At 36.7% G+C, this 20,563-nt stretch carries 18 protein-coding genes; 7 read left to right on the forward strand and 11 right to left on the reverse strand.

What is annotated here, in order from left to right:
• From PHP31_07680 to PHP31_07690, 3 genes are all read right to left on the reverse strand, one after another.
• Window positions 1-597, reverse strand: a 597-nt coding sequence (locus tag PHP31_07680; protein MDD3739156.1) for a mannose-1-phosphate guanylyltransferase, incomplete at its 3' end; no start/stop codon positions are given.
• Between the two features lie 117 nt (window positions 598-714).
• Window positions 715-1,356, reverse strand: coding sequence for a SprT-like domain-containing protein (locus tag PHP31_07685; protein MDD3739157.1), 642 nt, complete (start codon window positions 1,354-1,356; stop codon window positions 715-717).
• The gene (locus PHP31_07690; GenBank protein MDD3739158.1) at window positions 1,328-1,573 is read right to left on the reverse strand and encodes a hypothetical protein; all 246 of its coding nucleotides are present in this window, start codon (window positions 1,571-1,573) and stop codon (window positions 1,328-1,330) included. The genes PHP31_07685 and PHP31_07690 overlap by 29 nt, the downstream gene beginning before the upstream one ends.
• An 824-nt stretch (window positions 1,574-2,397) precedes the next feature.
• Here PHP31_07690 and PHP31_07695 point away from each other — a divergent pair.
• The 4 genes from PHP31_07695 (at window position 2,398) to PHP31_07710 (ending at window position 6,703) form a co-directional block, all read left to right on the forward strand.
• Window positions 2,398-3,138, forward strand: coding sequence for an ABC transporter permease (locus tag PHP31_07695; GenBank protein MDD3739159.1), 741 nt, complete (start codon window positions 2,398-2,400; stop codon window positions 3,136-3,138).
• Window positions 3,135-3,854: an ATP-binding cassette domain-containing protein gene (locus tag PHP31_07700; protein MDD3739160.1), complete on the forward strand. Its 720-nt coding sequence runs from the start codon at window positions 3,135-3,137 to the stop codon at window positions 3,852-3,854. Before PHP31_07695 ends, PHP31_07700 begins: the two co-directional genes overlap by 4 nt.
• A gap of 26 nt (window positions 3,855-3,880) precedes the next feature.
• Entirely contained in the window at window positions 3,881-4,474 is a 594-nt protein-coding gene (locus PHP31_07705) for a CvpA family protein (GenBank protein MDD3739161.1), read from the forward strand.
• Between the two features lie 294 nt (window positions 4,475-4,768).
• Window positions 4,769-6,703 (forward strand): tetratricopeptide repeat protein, encoded by a 1,935-nt coding sequence (locus PHP31_07710; GenBank protein MDD3739162.1) that lies wholly within the window; start codon window positions 4,769-4,771, stop codon window positions 6,701-6,703.
• Between the two features lie 199 nt (window positions 6,704-6,902).
• On the opposite strand, the gene PHP31_07715 is transcribed toward PHP31_07710, so the two are convergent.
• From PHP31_07715 to ruvC, 5 genes are all read right to left on the reverse strand, one after another.
• Window positions 6,903-7,682: a formate/nitrite transporter family protein gene (locus PHP31_07715; GenBank protein ID MDD3739163.1), complete on the reverse strand. Its 780-nt coding sequence runs from the start codon at window positions 7,680-7,682 to the stop codon at window positions 6,903-6,905.
• Window positions 7,683-7,824: 142 nt separating this feature from the next.
• On the reverse strand, window positions 7,825-9,123 hold the full coding sequence (locus tag PHP31_07720) for a hemolysin family protein (protein MDD3739164.1): 1,299 nt from the start codon (window positions 9,121-9,123) through the stop codon (window positions 7,825-7,827).
• A 191-nt stretch (window positions 9,124-9,314) separates the two neighbouring features.
• Window positions 9,315-10,688: an alpha-amylase family glycosyl hydrolase gene (locus PHP31_07725; protein MDD3739165.1), complete on the reverse strand. Its 1,374-nt coding sequence runs from the start codon at window positions 10,686-10,688 to the stop codon at window positions 9,315-9,317.
• Between the two features lie 14 nt (window positions 10,689-10,702).
• Complete coding sequence (locus PHP31_07730) at window positions 10,703-13,480, reverse strand: glycoside hydrolase family 31 protein (protein ID MDD3739166.1); 2,778 nt, start codon at window positions 13,478-13,480, stop codon at window positions 10,703-10,705.
• A gap of 155 nt (window positions 13,481-13,635) precedes the next feature.
• On the reverse strand, window positions 13,636-14,181 hold the full coding sequence (gene ruvC / locus PHP31_07735) for a crossover junction endodeoxyribonuclease RuvC (protein MDD3739167.1): 546 nt from the start codon (window positions 14,179-14,181) through the stop codon (window positions 13,636-13,638).
• Window positions 14,182-14,421: 240 nt separating this feature from the next.
• Here ruvC and PHP31_07740 point away from each other — a divergent pair, with 240 nt between their 5' ends.
• Genes PHP31_07740 through PHP31_07750 form a run of 3 tightly spaced genes read left to right on the forward strand, consistent with a single transcriptional unit; the run spans window position 14,422 to window position 17,461 of the window.
• Window positions 14,422-15,426 (forward strand): lysylphosphatidylglycerol synthase domain-containing protein, encoded by a 1,005-nt coding sequence (locus PHP31_07740; protein ID MDD3739168.1) that lies wholly within the window; start codon window positions 14,422-14,424, stop codon window positions 15,424-15,426.
• A complete protein-coding gene (locus PHP31_07745) occupies window positions 15,423-16,565 on the forward strand; it encodes a glycosyltransferase (protein ID MDD3739169.1) in 1,143 nt (380 codons plus the stop codon). Before PHP31_07740 ends, PHP31_07745 begins: the two co-directional genes overlap by 4 nt.
• Window positions 16,566-16,603: 38 nt before the next feature.
• Window positions 16,604-17,461 (forward strand): SDR family NAD(P)-dependent oxidoreductase, encoded by an 858-nt coding sequence (locus PHP31_07750; GenBank protein ID MDD3739170.1) that lies wholly within the window; start codon window positions 16,604-16,606, stop codon window positions 17,459-17,461.
• On the opposite strand, the gene PHP31_07755 is transcribed toward PHP31_07750, so the two are convergent.
• The 3 genes from PHP31_07755 to PHP31_07765 form a co-directional block, all read right to left on the reverse strand.
• Window positions 17,440-18,969: a bifunctional GNAT family N-acetyltransferase/carbon-nitrogen hydrolase family protein gene (locus tag PHP31_07755; GenBank protein MDD3739171.1), complete on the reverse strand. Its 1,530-nt coding sequence runs from the start codon at window positions 18,967-18,969 to the stop codon at window positions 17,440-17,442. The two genes, PHP31_07750 and PHP31_07755, sit on opposite strands and share 22 nt — an antisense overlap.
• Before the next feature lie 20 nt (window positions 18,970-18,989).
• Window positions 18,990-19,691 (reverse strand): GNAT family N-acetyltransferase, encoded by a 702-nt coding sequence (locus PHP31_07760; GenBank protein ID MDD3739172.1) that lies wholly within the window; start codon window positions 19,689-19,691, stop codon window positions 18,990-18,992.
• A 220-nt stretch (window positions 19,692-19,911) separates the two neighbouring features.
• On the reverse strand, window positions 19,912-20,563 hold a 652-nt coding region (locus PHP31_07765; protein MDD3739173.1), incomplete at its 5' end, for an inorganic phosphate transporter.

The following is a 20,563-nucleotide window of genomic DNA, read 5'->3' on the forward strand; positions in this document are numbered from 1 at the left end:
GGCATTCCAAAGGCAATCGCCACTATCGATAAATTTGACGGCGAGTTCATATTGCGGTTTTTCGGTAAAAGTCTTTACCTTTCTGATTTCGTTGCTTTGGTCTCCCTTTTGTTTGTACTGAATGTATCCGTAGCCTGTTTCGGGGCGACTTGGGGTAATTCCCAGAGTTATAATTTTGTCGTCCAATTCGGCATGTTTCATTGCGGTTGTAACGGTTTTTGTAAACACATCTTCTCTCAAAATTATATGGTCGGAAGGCATTACAGCAACAACAGCATTGGGGTTTTTTTCGATAATTTTATAGGTTGCGTAAGCAATACAGGGAGCAGTATTTTTACGCATGGGTTCTAGCAAAATATTTTTGCTGATAATTTCCGGAACTTGTTCTTTTACAATGTCGTTGAAACTTGCGTGAGTAACGATTAAAATATTTTCGGGCTTACAAAACTGCCTAAGTCGCCTGAAAGTTTGTTGTAGTAAGGTTTCGCCTGTACCCAAAATATCTAAAAATTGTTTGGGTTTGTTTTCTCTACTCAGGGGCCAGAATCGGCTACCAACGCCACCAGCCATTATAACAGCATAGTAATTCTCGTTCATAGTTCGTTATAATTTTATGTTCGACATTAAATTTGTTTTCTACATATCAGCAAAATTTTTTTCAAAAATATGAAGTTTTTGTCTATTTAGACTTAAAAAATCTCAATATTTTAAAGTTTATTCCAAAGCTATACGTTTTAACGGCACTAAATACAATTTATTGTTAGAAAGATTTTTACAAAGACCGTTTTTTCGGCGTTTTTTCAACATCTTGTATCTAATTCCGTTAGAAAGACTAAATTCTTCGTTTATTCCAACGTCATCAACTATTTTTTGTCCGTCTTTCGGAAAGCCCGGAATGTCTTCGAACAGCATTACGGCTTTAACTACTTTTTCGTTTGAAAAAATAGTAGCGCCTAAGCATTTTTTCACATCTTCCGAAATAGCCTTTTTTATTTCCGAAGGAAAAATATCATCATTTATGAAATCCATCAGATATGTTAGAAACAGCATTTTCCACTCTTTGCCGTGTGGCTTGACTTTATGTTTGTTCTGACACCAATTAGCGTAATGTGCGTACTCGTGAATAAATACTAAAAGTGTAGTGTACTGACCTAAGTTTTTGGAGATTTTTATGGTAGGCACAGCTTCGCCGATTTTTGAAATAAAAACTCCAAAACGCCTGTTATTCGATTTTCGAAAAGTTGTAAACTCTAAGTTAAAATTTGAACTTTCGACAATATCTTTTACCTTTTTCCTAGATTTTTCAGGAAAAAAGCTGTAAATATTGTTATTGTTTGGCGATGAGTGTTGTTTCAATACCTTTAGTATTATCGTTGTGAAAGGTTATTTGTTGTAAATTTTCGTTTTGTTCGTTTATGATGTAGCAACCGCATCCGTTGCGTTTCGTAGAAGGTACGTGGCGATTGCGGTAAGTGCGATGTTTGCTCGTTGCACAGCTCATAAATGTTGATGTTATTAACAGAAAAAATATAGCAAATAATATTTTATTTAAAGTGATGCGAGGTCTTTTCATACTTTATTTAGTAATTTTTGCGTGTTAGTCCTACAAAAGTAAAATAATTTTTGCAATTAGCAACTAAAAATTAGCTTTTGGCTGTTAGCCGTTGGCTTTTGGCGGGTTGCGGGTTACGTGTTGCGTGTTGCGTGTTACGTGTTACGTGTTGCGAGGTGCGAGTTGCGGGTTTCGGGTTGTCCCGAAGTTTCGGGATGTGTTGCGGGTTGTGAGCTTCTGGCAATTATCAATTAACAATTAGTAATTATCAATTTTCTTAGAAGCGAGAGCAGAGGGTTTAACAAGTTAATACTTTCAGAAACAATTACCACACGATGCAATCGTGCGGTAGCGGGGGTTTTCTGAAATTAGAAGTTAGAAATTAGAAGTTGCTGCGGGTTACGTGGTTCGGGTTGCGGGTTTCGGGTTGCGTGTTGCGAGTTACGAGTTACGAGTTGTCCCGAAGTTTCGGGACGGGTTGCGGGTTGCGTGTTTCTGGCAATTATCAATTAACAATTAGTAATTATCAATTTTCTTAGAAGCGAGAGCAGGGGGTTTAACAAGTTAATACTTTCAGAAACAATTACCACACGATGCAATCGTGCGGTAGCGGGGGGGGTTCGGGTTGCGTGGTTCGGGTTGCGGGTTGTCCCGAAGTTTCGGGACGGGTTGCGTGTTGCGTGTTTCTGGCAATTATCAATTAACAATTAGTCCCGAGATTTTCGGCACTTCGATACGCCTTCGGCACTCAGCGACCGAAAACTCGCACCCATCACCCACCACCAAACACAATTTTAACCCGTTTTCATCGTCGGTAACGTAAAAATATTTACTTTAGCAGTCTGATGAACTTTTTATATCATATAGGAAAGTATTTTATGATGTTGCGGTCGGTTTTTCAGAGACCGCAGAACAGGAAAATATATACCCGTCAGATTTATACCGAGTTTTACAATATTGGAAAAGAGTCGGTGCTTATAGTAGCGATTATATCTCTTTTTATGGGAGCAGTTGTTTCGCTACAAATGGCGTTTAACATCGATTTTCCGTTTATACCCAGATATACCATAGGATTTGCCACACGTCAGAGTGTTGTGTTGGAATTTTCGCCGACTTTAATAAGCATTCTTTTGGCTGGCACTGTTGGCTCATCAATTGCTTCCGGAATAGGTACAATGCGTGTTACCGAGCAAATAGATGCTTTAGAAATTATGGGTGTCAATTCAAGTACTTACTTAATACTGCCTAAAATAGTAGCTTTTATGCTTGTAAATCCTTTGCTAATTATGATGAGTATGATATTAGCCGTATTTGGTGGTTGGCTGATAGGTGTTTTGACAGGAGCTTTTACATCGGGAGATTATATATACGGCGTTAGGTCGTTTTTTAAAATGTATGATGTATATTATGCTTTGGTAAAAACTGTAGTGTTTGCGTTTATTATCTCATCTATTTCGGCGTACTTCGGCTACAACGTTAGGGGCGGCTCTCTTGAAGTTGCTAAGGCTAGCACCAATGCGGTTATTTATAGCAGTATCACGATTATTATTTCCAACCTTGTACTTACCCAATTATTTTTGTCATGATAGTTGTTGAAAATTTATACAAGTCGTTTGATGATAATTTGGTTCTCGACAATGTTTCGGCAACATTCGATAAGGGTATTACCAATTTGGTTATAGGACAAAGCGGTATGGGTAAAACGGTTTTGCTTAAGTGCATAGTAGGACTTTTGGAACCCGACAGTGGCAATATTTTATTTAACGGGGAAAAAATAAACAATATAGACGAAGTGGAACTTAATAAGTTTAGAAAAGATATAGGCATGTTGTTTCAGGGCGGTGCTTTGTTCGACTCGCTTACGGCAGAAGAAAATGTTATGTTTCCGCTTAATATGTTTACCAATTTTAGCTACAAAGAGAAATTAGAAAGGGTTAATTTTTGCTTAAACCGTGTGAATTTGCATAATGTAAACAAAAAATATCCTTCGGAACTGAGCGGTGGCATGAAAAAGCGTGTGGGTATTGCGCGTGCTATAGCACTAAAACCAAAATATTTATTCTGCGACGAGCCCAACTCAGGATTAGACCCTATTACCGCCAAACTTATTGATGAACTAATCAAAGAATTAACCGATGAACTTAAAATTACAACGGTTGTGGTTACTCACGATATGAAATCGGTGATGCGTATTGGCGAGAAAGTGTTTTTTATGTATAACGGAAAAATATGGTGGCAAGGCGATAATAAATCGATTTTGACTTCCGACAATGCGGAGCTTAAAGAGTTTGTTACGGCTTAAATTATTAACAATATAAACCAATAGTTATGAACGTTTTAGACATTATTTTAGGAGCTTTTTTAATACTGTTTTTGATAAACGGTTATCGTAAAGGACTAATTATCAGCATTACATCTTTAATAGCGTGGATTGCTGCATTGTACGTTGCATTAAGGTACTCGTATATTACTGCAAATATTTTAAAGAGATTTATTGTTAATGCATCGGAAGGTACAATACAGATAGTTGCATTTTTCGTTAGCTTTATTATTGTTGTTGTACTGATTATACTTATTGGAGGATGGCTTTCAAATATATTAAAAACAGTAGGTCTCGGTTTCTTAAACAGAATAGCCGGAATGATTTTGGGCTTACTTACAGGTGCGTTTATTGCAAGTTGTATTTTGTTTGTAATTAATAAATACGACGTCAATCGTACAATTATTAAAAATAAAGCGAGGCAAAATTCTATAATGTACAAACCGATTGTAAAAATAGCTCCTAGTGTGTTTCCGTTTGTGAGTAAGTATTACAAAGAGATAAAGAAGGAAGTTCATCCTAAAAGTAAACAAAAAACAAATATTCCTGAACCGGATAGTACCGGTGTTGATAGTACGAATGTGGGGACTATTGAGTTGTAGAAGTTGTTAGCCATTGGCTTTTGGCTGTTAGCTATTGGCTAATGCGGGTTACGTGGTTCGGGTTGCGGGTTTTCTGAAATTAGAAATTAGAAATTAGAAGTTAGGAGTTGCTACGTGTTGCGGGCAATATTCAATTATCAATTAGTAATTGCTCATTGTTCATTGCTCATTGCTCATTGACTCACCCCACCACTCACCGACCACCCATCACCCATCACCATCCACCCACCACCAAATATTTTATTCAAACAAACACTGTTTTTATTTACCTTTGTACTCACAAAATATTTCATCATGGCTAAAAAAATAGTTAATAATAAGCGTTACAACTTTGTATTTTATATAGTTTTCGTGGTTTTTGCATTTATTCTCTACGGCAATACTTTGCAAAACGGGTATTCGTTGGACGACACCTACGTTACGTACAAGAACGAAAAGGTACAAAAGGGTATAAAGGCGATTCCTAAAATATTAACGTCGCAGTACGTGTCAATATACGCCGAAGGCGGAGACGGTGAGCTTAGCTTTGGCTACCGTCCTATGGCTCAGATTACTTTTGCTATAGAACATGAGCTTTTTGGTGATAATCCAAAGCCACAGCATCTTTTTAACGTATTGTACTACGCTTTATCGCTTATTTTGCTGTTTGTAGTTCTGAATAAATTATTTGGGGATAAATACAAATGGTTTTCGTTTTTGCTTGTTCTGATTTGGGCTTCTCATCCCTTACATACCGAAGTAGTTGCAAGTTTGAAGAACCGAGAAGAAATATTAGCTCTGATTTTCGCTCTTGTTTCGCTTATATTTTTCATCAAATATGCCGAAACGCACAAGTTTAAACATTTGATAATAGCATCGTGTATTTACTTTTTAAGCAATATAAGCAAATATTCTACACCTTCGTTTTTCCTTTTAGTTCCACTAAGTTTGTATTTATTTAAAAATTTAAGGGGAAAGCGTATTTTGTGGGTTGCTTTAGCCCTGCTGATACCGATGATTGTGTTCGCTTATTTTGAGTTTTACGCTTTCGGTACGGTTTCTCGTCCTTATTTGTACTACGAAAATCCGCTGTTTGTCGAAGGTAATATTTTTGACAAAGTCGGCACAGGTATGATAGGACTTTTGTATTACTTGAAAATGCTTTTATTTCCGCATCCGCTTATTTATTACTACGGATACAATATGGTTCCAATAGGAAACATCTTGCATCCGTTGGCAATAGTGTCAATACTAATTCACTTGGGTTTGCTGATATTGGCTCTTGTATTATTTAAGAAAAACAAAATTGTTTCGTTTTTCCTAATCTTTTACGTGGCTGTAATGTCAACGTATTCAAACGTTTTGAGTATTGTACCCGGTATAATTGCCGAACGATATACTTTTATTTCGTCTATAGCTTTTGCTGCAATTTTGGTTTACTTTATCTATAAAATTCTGAAAATAAAGCCCGATGTTCAAATTGCTACTGAGAAAAAGTGGTATAGCTTATTGTTGGCTCTTATTGTTATTATTCCTTATACAGTTAAGACAATTGATAGAAATAAAGATTGGAAATCGGAGGAGACATTATTCAAGAAAGATATTAGATACGCCGAAAAATCGGCGAAAGCCAATTATTTTTATGCTTCTCATCTGAAAACTGAGTATGTGCGAGATATGGGTAAAAATAATCCGCAGTACAATGTAACACAGCAGGAAAAAATTATAAAACACTTGAGTAATGCCATAAGTATAGATTCAAACTATATTGATGCAATTAACTCTTTGGGTGAGGTTTATTCAATGGCTCAAAACAACCAGGATAAGGCGATAGAGCAATTTAGGCGTGCCGTAACAATAAAACCCGATTTTGCCGATGGTTGGTATAATTTGGGATATGCTTACTTCCAGAAATCAGATTATGCAAAAGCTTTAGTTGGTTTTAAAAAGGCTGCCGAAATAAAAAAGCACGATTACAGAGCTTTCTATAACTTATCAACGACCTACAACAAACTCAGTTACACAGATTCGGCAATTATGGTTATGGATAAATTTATTGAATTAAATCCGGAATTACCTCACGCTTACGAACAAAACGGCATTTATTATTTGATGAAAACCGACACCTTGCAAGCAGTTAAATATCTAGAAAAAGCTCATAGCATAGATGCAAGTAACAAAAGAGTTAACGGTCTTTTGAAGCAGTATTATTTGAGTAAGAATGATAGTGGGAATGCAGCGAGGTTTTGAGTTGCGGGTTGTCCCGAAGTTTCGGGATGGTGCGGGTTGCGAGTTACGTGGTGCGGGTTGCGAGTTATGGGTAATTAGTAATTAACAATTAGTTCCGAGATTTTCGGCACTTCGATACGCCTTCGGCACTCAGCGACCGAAAATCTCGCACTCATCACCCATCACTCACCACCAAACACCATTCACCCACCACCAATAATCATTTCTTATAAATATACCAATACGCCGTACCTACAAAAAATCCGCCACCTATTATGTTTCCTAAGGTTACGGGTATTAAGTTGTTTACAAAAAACTGATACCAAGTTACGTTGGCTCCGTGAAAGATAGCTGTTGGTATGAAAAACATATTTGCTACCGAGTGCTCATATCCCATCGATACGAAAGCCATTATCGGGAACCAAAGTACCAGAAATTTGCCTGCAATATCTTCGGCAGCAAACGACATCCACATTGCCAAGGCTACCAACCAATTACATACGGCACCTTTTACCAATAATATTCCGAAAGAAGTGCTTGTTTTCAACTCACCAATATTTATTGCATATTGCATGGCATGTGTTCCGTCTATGATTTTTGTGTAATAAGTGAAAAGCCAAGCCACAACCAACGAGCCGACTAAGTTGCCTATGTAAACAATTGTCCAATTTTTAAGAGGAACACCCCATTTCATTTGTTTAGACAATACCGAAGGCATGAAGTAAGCTGTGTTTCCGGTAAATAATTCGGCTCCTGCAATGCCAACCAAAACAAGACCTAGCGGGAAAACAGCACCGAAAACAAACTTCTGAATACCGACATTGTGGACTTCTAATCCGGGTAGATTTCCACCAATAATTAAAGCCAATAAACTACCTATTGCAATATAAGCACCGCCTAAAATTGCAGCTACAAAAGTCTTATTTGCAGGAGTTTGCCTTTTGGTTTCGGCAATGGTATCTACGTAATCAACTATTTTTTCAGGTGTTTTGAATCCCATTGTTTTTGTACTAAGTTAACTTTATTAAAAATTGGAAATCCGAAGACGGAAGACCGAAGTTGGCTCTTGGCTCTTGGCTCTTGGCTGTTGGCTGAGTATGGCTAAAATCACCCATCACCCATCACTCACCACCAATCACTATTTACTCTTCCACTTCTTCTTTTTCCTTATTGGTAATCAGTATTTTATCTATTCTATTTCCGTCCATGTCGACAATTTCAATATCGTAAGTGTTGTACACGACTTTATCGCCTATTTTTGGTATTCTGCCCAACAAATTGATAACAAAGCCGGCAACGGTTGAGTAGTCGATGACTTCAAAATCTATCTCAAAGTTATTGATAAAATCTTCCAAAATTTCTATAGGAGCATCTCCGCTAACCAACACCGATTTATCTTCTCTGATAAAGTAGTCGGGTTCTTCCATATCATCGTCTTCATCGACAATGTATCCAACAATATTTTCCAAAATATCTTGCAGAGTAATAATCCCTTCAAAGTCGCCGTACTCGTCAACAACAATACAAAAGAGGTTTTTATCTTTCCTAAGTTCTTCCAAGACTACCGTTGCTGATGAATTTTCAAAAACCACAATAGGTTTTATCATCATTTCTGCAATATTAATTTTTGAATTATTAGCCAAAGCCTTGTAGAAATCTCTCATTACAAGTATTCCTTTAAATTCGTCGAGAGATTCTTCGCAGCACACTATTTTTGAGTGTTGGAAGCTATGCAGTTTTTCTAAAATTTCATCTTCGTCGTCGTTAAGGTCTATCCATTGCACGTCGGTGCGGTGTGTCATAAGGTGCTTAGCTTTTTTGTCGGAAAAGTGAAACAGTTTTTCATGCATTTCATTTTGTCCTTCTTCTATAACCCCTTCTATTGTTGCATTTCTAATCATTTGGCGAAGTTCGGCTTCGGTAACAAAATCTTCGCGTTCTTTAACACCAAGTAGGTTGTTGATAAATTTGGTTGAAGATGCTAATATTTTAACAAACGGATAAAACAGTTTTGAAAAGAACGCAATAAAAGGAGCTACTCTTATTGCTACTTTTTCGGGATTGTTGAGAGCTACGGTTTTTGGGACAAGTTCGCCTATAACTATCGATACGTAAGTAATTAATACTACAATTACTATCATTGATATTTTGTACGACCATACCGACGAAACTCCTAACTTTTCGATTAAAGGAGCTAAATCTCCAGCCAACATTGTACCTCCAAACGCACCGTTGATAATGCCTATAAGTGTTATGCCAACTTGTACCGACGAAAGAAAGTTTTCGGAATTGCCAATTAATTGCAAAGCGGTTGACGCTCTTTTGCTACCTTCCTTTTTTAATTGCTCTATACGAGTTTCTTTGCTCGATACTAAAGCAATTTCGGATAATGAAAAAAAGCCGTTTAGTAGAATTAATAGTAAAATTATCAGTATTTCCATGTAGATACTATTTATAATTTATTCTTATATGTAAATTGTTGATTTTGATATTGTTAATGAATTTATAAAAAAGACTTGTCTTTTATTTAGTTTATTTACAAAAAGAATTTTCTACATCTTGACTAGTTTTTTTGGCTGTTAAACAATTTTTTACAAAGGTACTATTTTTCCGATACGCAAATCAAATTTTACTATTTATGATTTAAAATCATATATGAGTGCGCAGGTATAGTAAACTCGGTGTCTTTATTAACTTTTATCGTTTCGTTTGTAAAGATATTTACAAATTCTTTATCAAAATCTATGGTGTGAAGTTTTATTGTTTGCTCTTGTTCCGATAAATTAGTTATGCAAAGCAAGGTATTATCGTCTAACGAACGAGTGAAGCAAAGTACATTATTCCATTCAATATTTTGAATAAAGTTAATATTGCCGCCTTCGGGTGGATTTGCCACAATTTCGTTATTGTGTTTGAAATCGTTGAGTGTTTTGTAAAATGGCACTAACGATGCATCTGACCAGTCGATAGTATCTTTAACAAAGAATTGCAGACGTTTGTCGAAATTGGCTTCCTGACCGCTATAAATAAGCGGCATTCCGGGCAATGTGTATGTTAGAACAGCAAAATTATCAGCGTTTTTGCCAAATTTTTCCAAAATAGTTCCGTTCCACGAGTTTTCGTCGTGGTTGGTAACAAAGTTCATTTTCATAGCTTGTTTTTGGAATGCGGTATCCATTTTCAAGTGATAGTCGATAATATTGGTTGCAGTCATTTTGCCCAAAGCAATTTGATGGAAAATGTGATGAAGTTCCCAGCCGTAAGCTGCATCAAAAGCTTTTTCGTAAATGCTTGAAGTTTGCTCGTCTTCTGCAAGCATAAACATTGGTTTTATGGCATCAAGTTGCACTCTTGCTTCCTCCCAAAAATCGGCAGGAACCATTCCGGCAACATCGCAGCGGAAACCGTCAATATCGCATTCTTCTACCCAAAATTTCATACACGAAATCATTTCTTTTCTCAAATCTTTGTTGTCGTAATTTAATGAAACAACGTCAGTCCAGTCGTATGGCGAAATCATTTCGCCAAGCGAGTCTTTCTGATACCAATCGGGATGTTCTTCAACCCAATAATGATCCCAAGCGGTGTGATTTGCGACCCAATCTAAAATAACTTTAAAACCCATTTCGTGGGCTTTTTCAACTAAGTCCTTAAAGTCGTCGAGGTCGCCAAATTCGGGATTAACAGCTTTGTAATCGGTTATAGAGTAGTAACTTCCCAAACTTTCGGTATATCCTTCGGGAATTTTTCTGTTTTCTTCGCCAATTGGGTTGATAGGCATAAACCACAAAATATCAACTCCCAAATCTTTGAGTTGTTCCAAATGTTCTGAAAAAGCATCGAAAGTGCCTTCGGGCGTGTATTGTCTGACGTTTACTTCGTAAATTACGTTATTTTTAGCCCACGAAGGATAACGAGGTTCAATAGCCTTGTTTTGTTTTTTGCCGGAGCAAGATGCAAGTATTGCAATGCCCAGACCTAATACGATTAATATTGTTTTGTTCATTTTTAGCATGGTATTTATTTAGTAATTTTAATGTTGATTGTATTTTCTTTCCAAAGGTAAGGAATTCTTATGAACATATCGGAATAAAAATATTGTTCGGGTTTTAAAATAATTCCGTTTACTTCAACAGAAGCGGCGGGCGCATCTGAAAATATTTCAAATTCCAATTTTCTTTCCTTAGGCATATTTTCCCATTTGCCTGTTTTTGAGACGTTTATGTGAATTGCATTATTATCTTTATGTGCATTGTAAAAAATTAGTTCAAATTGATTTTTCTCGACTGTGTTACGCGTAATACCGTCGTCTTCAAACTGTGTATAAGATGTTTTTGTTTCGCTTGGATAATATCTTATAGTCCAATTGTCCGATTTATAATAATCTGTTGAACTTAAAGGTTCTGTAAGCGGAATAATACTTCCTTCTTTAACAAAAATAGGAATATCGTCTAAAGTTAAGGAATAATTGATATTTCTCTCACCTTCGTAAGTTTTAAGGGTGAAAAAATCTATCCAATTGCCTTTCGGCAAATAAATATCGCGATTAGTTTGTCCTTTTTCGATTACGGGAGCAATTAAAAACTGGCTTCCCCACATAAATTGGTCTTCAACTTTTCTGGCATTTTCATCTTCGGGATAATAGTAAAACAGCGGAGCCATCAGAGGTTTTCCGGTGGTGCAGTTTTGATATACGAGAGTGTAGTTGTACGGTAACATTGCGTAGCGAAGTTTGATGTATCTGCGCACAATATCCTGCGAGCTTTCAGACCAATAAACGGGTTCGCTGGGGATTCCTGAGCCGTGAGGACGAAGAATAGGAGTAAAGCAAGCGAATTGCAACCAGCGTGTGTAAAGTTCGTCGTCGGCTTCGCCGAGAGCAAAGCCACCGGCATCGGAGTGGATATAGCCCAAACCGCTTATACTCATTGTGAGCAGTAAGGGCAGCTGTGCTTGCAAACCGCCCCAAGTGCGAGCAACATCACCAGTCCATGGGTAGGCGCTGTATCGCTGTGAGCCGGCATAGCCAGAACGCTGTAAGTGAAACAATCTGACGTCGGGATAATGTTCGCAATATTTGTCGTACAACATCTTGTCCCAATAATGTCCGTATATATTGTGAACTTCGTCGGCACTGCCGTTTACGTGAACAATATCGGAAGGATGACTTTCGGGTTCACCCAAATCGCCCCACCAACCGGCAATTCCTTTTTTAATTTGTGCGTTGTACTTTTCCCAAAACCATTCTCTTGCTTCGGGTTTGAATATGTCTATCAAACTGCCGTTGCCAAAGTAAAAGTTGGTGTCTATGTACGTTTCGCCCAATGCGTTTTTAACAAAAATATCGTGATTTTCGGCATCTATAAAATTCTTGACTGTGTCAATTATATACGGTTCCGTGATGATTATTGTTTTGACTCCTTTATTTTTAAAATCTTTAATCATTTTTTCGGGATTGTGCCACTCTTTTTTGTACCAATCTAATTTTCCCAAGTGACCTTTGATACTATCGCCGAACCAATAAAAGTCGATAATCATTGCATCTACCGGAAAATCTTTTTCCTGCATAAGTTTTAAAATGCTGTCGGTTTCGTACTGGCTTCTGTACGCCATGCGACTTTGGAGATTTCCCAATGCCCATCGCGGAGGCATTTCCTGATAGCCGGTAAGCGAAACGTAATTTTGTACAAGATCTGAGAATTTATCTCCTGTAATAAAATAATATCGGGTTGTGCCGCCAATGGCTTGCCATTCAACTATGTTGGGTTCGGCTTTGCCAATATCAACATATCCTTTTTGAGGATTATCCCAAAGGAAAGCGTAATTTTTCGACGAAAAAATCAGAGGAACTGAGTAGTTTAAAACTTCTGCACCCATTTCGTAAAAATAATGCGGACGATTGTACAATAAAAATCTGTTTCCCCTTCTGTTCATAGGAAATGAGCGTTCGCCGGCTCCGTAAATCTCTTCGTTGTCATCAATTTTGAAACGAACACCAACACCAAAATCTTGAGCAAAAAAACCGCTCTCTTCTTTCATTAGAGTATCGCCGTCATTAATAAAACTCAAATAAAATGGCTCATGATTTATAACTATCTGATTTTTGCCCATTTGTATTGCGCTGTAATTATCCATTTTGTAAAATAGAGTGTTTACAATTTTGGGCTCGGCAATAACGGCGTGCGACTTAGGCAATTCGGAGTCTTTTTGTTTCTGAAAACTGACTTCGACAACATCGTTAGAATACGGTTTTACAACTACAAAGCCCTTAGTCGTCTCAATTGTCCATTTGTCGGTACTTTGCTCAATGTTTATGAGTTTAGATTTTTGTTTCTTTATTAGTTGATTTTTTAATTCAACTTCTGGGTCGTTTATATTGATGATAATATCGGTTTCATCGGAGTTTTTTGCAACTCTGCTACCGTCGTGGTTTCTGAAAACAAAAGCCAACTTTTCAATTTTTGTATTGGCGTGTGGCTTGTACAAAGAATTTATGGTAAACCTATACGTGTAGATGTTTTTTTCAACCGATTTCATAAGAGTTGTTGAGTCATTTGCGTTCCATTTGGTGGACACAAATTTCCATTCGGAGTTATCACTACTCTCCGAAGTAATCAGTCCGGTATGAACAAACACCTGACCCCTTATATCGCAAAGAGCTTTGTTTCCTTGCGTAGCATCAAAGGTAAGAGTTACGGTATCGGATAAGGTCGGATTTGGTGGAAATATTTTAACTATTTGGGAATTAGCAGTATAAGCTAAAAAAGTTAGTAAGATGTAGGTTAGTGTTTTTTTCATATGTCTATTTCAATTGAGGTTAGTTAATGTTGCGGGTTGCGGGTTGCAGGGTACGAAACTCGAACCGAGAACCATCCCGAGACTTAGGGACACCACGTACCACGCAACACGCAACACGACCTCGTTCTTTTATTTTCTAATTTATTCATTTACAATCATTTTACTCTATCATTATTATCTTTAACAAAATCAGCCCAACCGTTATATTTCTTTGTACCTGCTGATTTTAGATTTTTGCTGTTTTTTTGTTGGTAGTAGTGGCAAACAGCGACAGCAAGAGCATCGGTAGCGTCGAAGTATTTAGGCTGTTCGGGTATAGTGTACATTGTGTTTAACATAGCTGCAACTTGTTCCTTAGATGCACTTCCTTTGCCGGTTATAGCTTGTTTTATTTTACGTGGCGAATATTCAAAAATTGGAATATCGCGGTACATTGCTGCAGCCATAGCCACACCTTGCGAACGACCTAATTTGAGCATACTTTGTACGTTTTTGCCAAAAAATGGAGCTTCTAAAGCAACTTCGTCGGGATGGTAATTATCGATTATTGATAGCACCTTTTCAAATATTACTTTCAGCTTCATGTAATGGTCGTCGTGATGCGACATTTTTATTACGTTAAGAGTAATTAGTTCAACCTTATTGTCAATTACACTTATCAAGCTAAAACCCATAATATTTGTGCCAGGGTCAATACCCATAATAATTCGTTCCTTAGCTTTGCTAAGTTTTAAGTCGGAGGCTTTTATCGTATCGTTTTTCAAAGTCTGAGTTTTATTATATGCAAATATATAAGTTTTTTTAAATATAACGCTAAAACACAATGCTTTTGTTAAATAATGAGTTTGTAATTGTACCATTAAAGGTCAAGGGTAAAATTTTTTAACAGCGCCTTCGGCAAACAGGCATAAGTTTTATATTTGCATAAAATTCACGCAGTATTGAAATTATCTACCAAAATAAAGAAAACCATAAGTTTTGTTATTAAAGTTATCATAACAGCTTTGGCTGTTTGGTTTGTACTGAAACGTCTTTTTTCCATTCCGGCAGACGAGTATTACAATTTGTATTTATCAATAATTGGCAGCAATACTAAGTTGTTGTACGTCTTTATTCTGATAGTTTTGTTGTTTGCCAATATATTGGCAGAAAGCATCAAGTGGAAGTACATTGTTTCCGAAACCGAAATAATTTCACTAAAAAATTCGATAATATCGGTGTTGGGTGGAATTACATTTGGAGTTGCTACTCCCAATAGGATTGGCGAAATGTTTGGTAAGGTTTTTATTTTAAAGAAAACAAAAGCATCGCAGGGAATTTTGTTGTCGGCGGTTGGTGGTATAAGTCAGCTTTTGGTTACGTTTGTAGTAGGTATTTTGGCATTTGCAATTTTTTCGTTCAAATATTTGCTTCCGACTGTTAGTCAAAACCCGAAATATGTAGGTTTGACTTATATTGCTCTGTTTGGTTTACTTGTATTTTGCTTAGGATTTGTCTTGTTCTATTTCAATTTTGGGATTGTGAGCAGACTTTTGAAAAAGTTTTCGTCAAAAATAAACGACATAGCACAAGTAATATACGGCATACAAAGGCGTAAACTACTTAATATTTTTTTGTTGAGTTTACTCAAGTATTTAATCTTTTGGTTTCAGTACTATTTGTGCTTTTGTATAGTAGGTTTCGGTGCATACGGAGGTGTTTTACTTATAGTTATTCCCTTGATATACTTAGGATTGGCATTAATTCCGGTATTTACCATTGCCGATTTTGGAGTAAGAGGCTCGTTGGCTGTTGTGCTGTTGGGTATTGTTATGGGATTTGGCTTCAACGCACCCGAAAGTATTAGTTCGCCGGCATTGATAGCTTCAACATTAATTTGGTTTGTAAATATTGCCATTCCGTCGTTGGTTGGTATCTTTGCAGTTTATAAATATAAAATACTATGATATTAGTAAAAATCATATTTGTTGTATTGATTGTGTATGCGGTGGCTGCGTGTGTTTTGCTTTACGGCTGGAATAAAACGCCTAATTTTAAGACTAGCGACACCAATGTTGCCAAGACTGCCAAACTTAGCGTTATTGTTGCTATGCGTAACGAAAGCAAAAATGCTTTAAAGTTGGTAGAATGCCTCAATAATCAGGAATTGGATAAAAATTTATTTGAAGTTATTTTAGTTGATGATAATTCTGATGACGGCACTCAGAGCGAGGTAGAGAAGGCAAAATCTATTTACAATGCATTAGATATTAAAGTTGTGGATTTAAGTCTGCACCAAAAGGAAGGTAAGAAAAACGCAATCGCTACAGGTATTGGTATTAGCAATGGCGAGCTTATCGTAACAACCGATGCCGACTGTTATTTGCCAAGCACTTGGCTTAATACCATTCACGATTATTACATAAAACATAAGCCTGAAATGATAATGGCTCCAGTAAGTTTTAGCAGCAATACCAATTTGTTTGGCAAGGTGCAGGCAATTGAGTTTATGAGTCTAATGTTCGTAACGTGCAGCACAGCAAATATACATTATCCGGTTTTAGCCAACGGAGCCAACATAGCTTATACACGCAGTTTGTACGACAAATGCAAGGGTTTTAGTTCAAATATGAAATATGCATCCGGCGACGATATGTTTATGATGATGAATGCCCGTAAGCAGCTTGGCAAACAGGCTATACGATTTTTAAAATCGGATAAAACCATAGTTGAAACCCAAGCCGAAACCAATTTCAATAAGTTTGTAAATCAGCGTATTAGGTGGATTTCAAAAGGTGGCGGTTTTAATGCCAAATATGTATCAATTGCAGGAGTATCGTACTATTTCGTGAATTTGATGTTTTTCATTTCAATATTCTTACCGTTTTTTATCAAAGGTACAATAATAAGTGTTGTATTGTTTTGGTTAGCAAAACTGTTAATCGACTTAATTATGCTGTACCAATATGCATCTTTTGAAAAAAGATTAAATTTGCTTGCAGTATTACCAATTGCCGAATTGTACAACGTTACGTATCTTTCTATCATCGCATTATTGGCAAATGTTAGAGGTTACGTTTGGAAAGGTCGTAAAATTAAAAAGTAAAAATCAAAAAACAGCTAAAAAAATTTTATTTTTATACCATGACTGAAATCGGCAATTTGCATAAAAATCCTATAATTATTACCGGAGCCAACGGCGGTTTGGGACGGGAGGTAACTGATTTTTGCTTAAGAAACAACAAGTCGGTAATAATGGCTTGTCGCAACGTCAATAAAGCCGAGCGTATAAAGCAAGATTTCATTCAAAAGTATAAATTAAGTTCGTCTGAAATTGCTGTTCTTCCCTTAGATTTGTCTTCATTTGATACTATAATAAATTTCGTTGATACCATTAAACGAAACAATATAAAACCTGTGGCACTTGTTAACAATGCAGGCACTATAGAGCGTAAGTACAAGCAAAACGAAAACGGTTTTGAACTCACGTTGGCTACTAATTATTTAGGTCCGTATTTGCTGACACGATTGCTTCTTCCCGAAATGCCAAAGTTTTCGAGTATTGTGAATACTGAATCATTGACAGGATATAACACTAAAATATCTTCGGATTTATTTTCTATATCGGCAGATAATTACAGTCAGTTGGGAGCATATTCTCGTTCAAAAGTTGCGCTGATGTACTTTACAGCAAGTTTGTCGGTTAAAACCAAAGGTAATTATTACGTAAATGCCGCCGACCCGGGAATAGTCGATACCGGAATAATAACACTTCATCGCTGGTTCGACCCGCTTGCCAATATTTTGTTTCGTCCGCTTATCAGAAAACCCAAAAAAGGAGCTATTCCTATTTGCAAAGCATTTTCTGCCGAGCAAACCGGATTTATATACAAGTTAAGGCACAGCAAACCCTTACCAAGCAAGTTTTTCAACGACAGTATTGCCGAATGGTTGTGGAATAAAACCGAAGAAGAATTATCTTACTTCAAAAGTTTAAGCTGATACAAGTCGGTGCGTCTGTCGTTAAGGTTTTTAACGCTACCAAACAAATTCAATTCTCTCAATAGGTCTAAGTCAACGTCGGCAATTAATATCATTTCGGTATTGGGCGTAGCTTCTGCTTTAACACCGCTTGTCGGGAAAGGGAAATCGCAAGGCGTAAATACAGCCGATTGAGCAAACTGAATATCCATGTTGTGAACTTTCGGCAAGTTGCCAACACTACCTGCGATAGCCACATAACATTCATTTTCGATAGCACGTGCTTGTGAGCAGTGATGTACTCGCGAAAAACCGTTTTGAGTATCGGTAAGGTAAGGAACAAACAATATATCCATACCTTGGTCGGCTAAAATACGGCTCAGTTCCGGAAATTCGGAGTCGTAGCAAATCAGTATTCCAATTTTACCGCAGTCGGTATCAAAAGCTTTAACTTGGTTGCCGCCTTGCAAGCCCCAAACTTTGGCTTCGTCGGGTGTTACGTGAATTTTCTCGTATCTTTCAACCGAACCGTCTCTTTTGCATAAATAACCGGCATTATATAATTTATCGTCAATAAGTTCGGGCATACTTCCCGAAATAATGTTAATGTTGTACGAAACCGAGAAATCGGAAAACTTTTGTTTAATTCTGTCGGTATAAGCTGCAAGCTCTCTAATAGCTTCATGTTCGGGCAGGTGGTTATTTTCTGCCATCAGCGGAGCGTTAAAAAATTCGGGGAACAAAGCAAAATCGCAGCGATAGCCGGAAACGGCATCTATAAAATACTCAGCCTGAACCATAAGGTCGGTAAGATTTTGATACGGACGCATTTGCCATTGTATAAGTCCTAAGCGTACAACTCTTTTTTTAACTTCGGCTTTAGGCTGAGGACTTTCGTAGTATATGTTTTTCCATTCCAAGAGTACTGCATACTCGTCGGAAGCTCTGTCGCCTTCCAAATAGCCCTGTAGTATTTTTATAGGGTGAAAATCGTTGGACATTTGAAAGTTAAGTACAGGGTCGTAAATTTCTCTGAGTTTTACTTTACTTAAAAATTCGCGTGGTGTAAGTTCATCTTTGTATTTATGATATATTGGCAATCTGCCACCAAAAACTATACGTTTTAAGTTTTGTTTTTCGCACAGCTCTTTGCGGTAGTCGTATAGCCTTCTGCCGAGCCTAAGACCTCTGTAGTCGGGCAAAATGAAAATATCAATACCATATAGAGTATCGCCGTCAGGATCGTGAGTATCGAATGTGTAATTTCCTGTAACTTCTCTGTAAGTGTGTTGTAGCGGAAAACTATAGTAATCGATGATTATTGACAGTGCACAGCCTACAAGTTTGCCGTTAATTCTAACACCAATTTGTCCTTCGGGAAACACTTCCACAAGTTTTTTCAAGTGTTTTTCTTGCCATATGGTGTCGGGCATTGTTGCGTACGAAGAAATCATCACTTTTTCAAACTCAGGGTAATCTTCTTCTTTAAGAAATACTAATTCTACATTTTCAATAGGTCTTTTTTTCATATATAATTACGATTATTTTTTTAGTTATTTATTTTTAATTGTTTCAAACTGTAATAAACACCGTGTTCCGTTTCGGTTTTGATAACATTAGGTATGTTTTCGACTACAATTTTATCCATTTTCTGAGCCAATCCCGAAACGTAATCTTGTGGCTCCAAAAGCATACCCACGTCTTTATATTTCATATTTTGTGTCAGGGCTTCAGCAGCCTTTCGGATTTTAGAACAGTTTTTTTCAAAACTCTCTTTCGACAAGTAATAGTGCTTATGATTTCCGTTATCGGATTTTTCATCTTCCGTATAACCGAGCATTTTTGCGTATTGTATAGCTTGTTTGTTGTCGTTCATAATTTTTATAGTCGTTTTGTTCCAACCAAGCAAATAATAAGCAACTTCTATTGAACACAGCGACACTAATGTTGGAACAAAAGTGTTGATGTATTTTTGTTCACATAAGTACAAGCCTGATGCGGAGGTTTTAGCTTCCCAATCTATATCATTATCGTGTAGCAAGCCGATTTTTTCGTTGTTGTACTGTATAATAAAATAAAAATTATTAAAGTTATTTATTTTATCGAACCATTTAGCTTGCATTTCGGGTGTTATGTCTTCTCTGTAGTCCATAAACTGCCTTATCTCTTCCGAATTACGTTTCACTCGTAGCAACTCTGTGTCTTCGGCAGAGAGACGACTTAAAACAACACCATACTTAAAATACTTCATAGTATCAAAAAACTAGAAAACACTTACATTTTGGGTTATAATTTGCGTTTTAGCAGATAGTTAACAAATATTGCACAATGCGGGCATGCACTTTTTATTGTCAATTTACAGCACTTTTACGCACAAAAAACATACCATAAAAACAAGCAATTACGAATGCAAAAATATCATTTTTGTAAAACAGCAATCATTTTAAAAATATAAAATCTTAGTCGGCAAGTTATATAATATCGTCTTTACGGCTAATTTCAATCATATTGCGTTGCGACTTCATCAGGTTGCTAGATTGTAGCGAAATATATTTAGTTTCGTTAAGGATATTAAGGAACAAAATAGTATTGCGCGTTCCCGATTCACTAGACTTAACCCTTCTAATTTGTTTTTTGGTTAGTTTACCGCAAAGTTCTATTATACTGTCTCTTTGTTTTTGAAGTTCTCCAAAGTCCGAATAATCGCGTTTTTCAACCATTCCTATAAACTTGCCGTAAATTTCGGTCATCTGTTGTGCAATAAGTTTAAGGTCTTGAACCTGACTTTCGCTAAAACCTACGTGATTATTGGAAATATGCTCCAAACTCGATTCGGTTATAATTTTTAAAGCTTTGGTAATTTCGTAAGTATAGTCTATAATTTGAACATATTCTTGCTCTATATCCAACTCGTTAATTTGAATTGTCTCTATAGTAGGAACAACTTCATATGAGCGCTTGATACGATAGTTCTCGTGCAGATTTTTAGCTTTTCTATAGACTTTCATCAAACTCTTCCTGTCTTCTTTTAATAAGCCTTCTAAGGTTTGTTGGTAGATGTAAATAACATCTTGTACAGACTTCTGAACATCGTTAGTACAAAGTTCAACTATTTGGTGTTCG

The organism is Lentimicrobiaceae bacterium, from assembly GCA_028697555.1.
Classification (GTDB): domain Bacteria; phylum Bacteroidota; class Bacteroidia; order Bacteroidales; family UBA4417; genus UBA4417.

What these genes read in the sequence shown, in the direction of transcription:
- PHP31_07690 (MDD3739158.1), bottom strand. Translation starts at nt 1,573, where the DNA reads ATGAAAAGACCTCGCATCACTTTAAATAAAATATTATTTGCTATATTT.
- PHP31_07695 (MDD3739159.1), top strand. Translation starts at nt 2,398, where the DNA reads ATGAACTTTTTATATCATATAGGAAAGTATTTTATGATGTTGCGGTCG.
- PHP31_07700 (MDD3739160.1), top strand. Translation starts at nt 3,135, where the DNA reads ATGATAGTTGTTGAAAATTTATACAAGTCGTTTGATGATAATTTGGTT.
- PHP31_07705 (MDD3739161.1), top strand. Translation starts at nt 3,881, where the DNA reads ATGAACGTTTTAGACATTATTTTAGGAGCTTTTTTAATACTGTTTTTG.
- PHP31_07710 (MDD3739162.1), top strand. Translation starts at nt 4,769, where the DNA reads ATGGCTAAAAAAATAGTTAATAATAAGCGTTACAACTTTGTATTTTAT.
- PHP31_07715 (MDD3739163.1), bottom strand. Translation starts at nt 7,682, where the DNA reads ATGGGATTCAAAACACCTGAAAAAATAGTTGATTACGTAGATACCATT.
- PHP31_07720 (MDD3739164.1), bottom strand. Translation starts at nt 9,123, where the DNA reads ATGGAAATACTGATAATTTTACTATTAATTCTACTAAACGGCTTTTTT.
- PHP31_07725 (MDD3739165.1), bottom strand. Translation starts at nt 10,688, where the DNA reads ATGAACAAAACAATATTAATCGTATTAGGTCTGGGCATTGCAATACTT.
- PHP31_07730 (MDD3739166.1), bottom strand. Translation starts at nt 13,480, where the DNA reads ATGAAAAAAACACTAACCTACATCTTACTAACTTTTTTAGCTTATACT.
- ruvC (MDD3739167.1), bottom strand. Translation starts at nt 14,181, where the DNA reads ATGGGTATTGACCCTGGCACAAATATTATGGGTTTTAGCTTGATAAGT.
- PHP31_07745 (MDD3739169.1), top strand. Translation starts at nt 15,423, where the DNA reads ATGATATTAGTAAAAATCATATTTGTTGTATTGATTGTGTATGCGGTG.
- PHP31_07750 (MDD3739170.1), top strand. Translation starts at nt 16,604, where the DNA reads ATGACTGAAATCGGCAATTTGCATAAAAATCCTATAATTATTACCGGA.
- PHP31_07755 (MDD3739171.1), bottom strand. Translation starts at nt 18,969, where the DNA reads ATGAAAAAAAGACCTATTGAAAATGTAGAATTAGTATTTCTTAAAGAA.
- PHP31_07760 (MDD3739172.1), bottom strand. Translation starts at nt 19,691, where the DNA reads ATGAAGTATTTTAAGTATGGTGTTGTTTTAAGTCGTCTCTCTGCCGAA.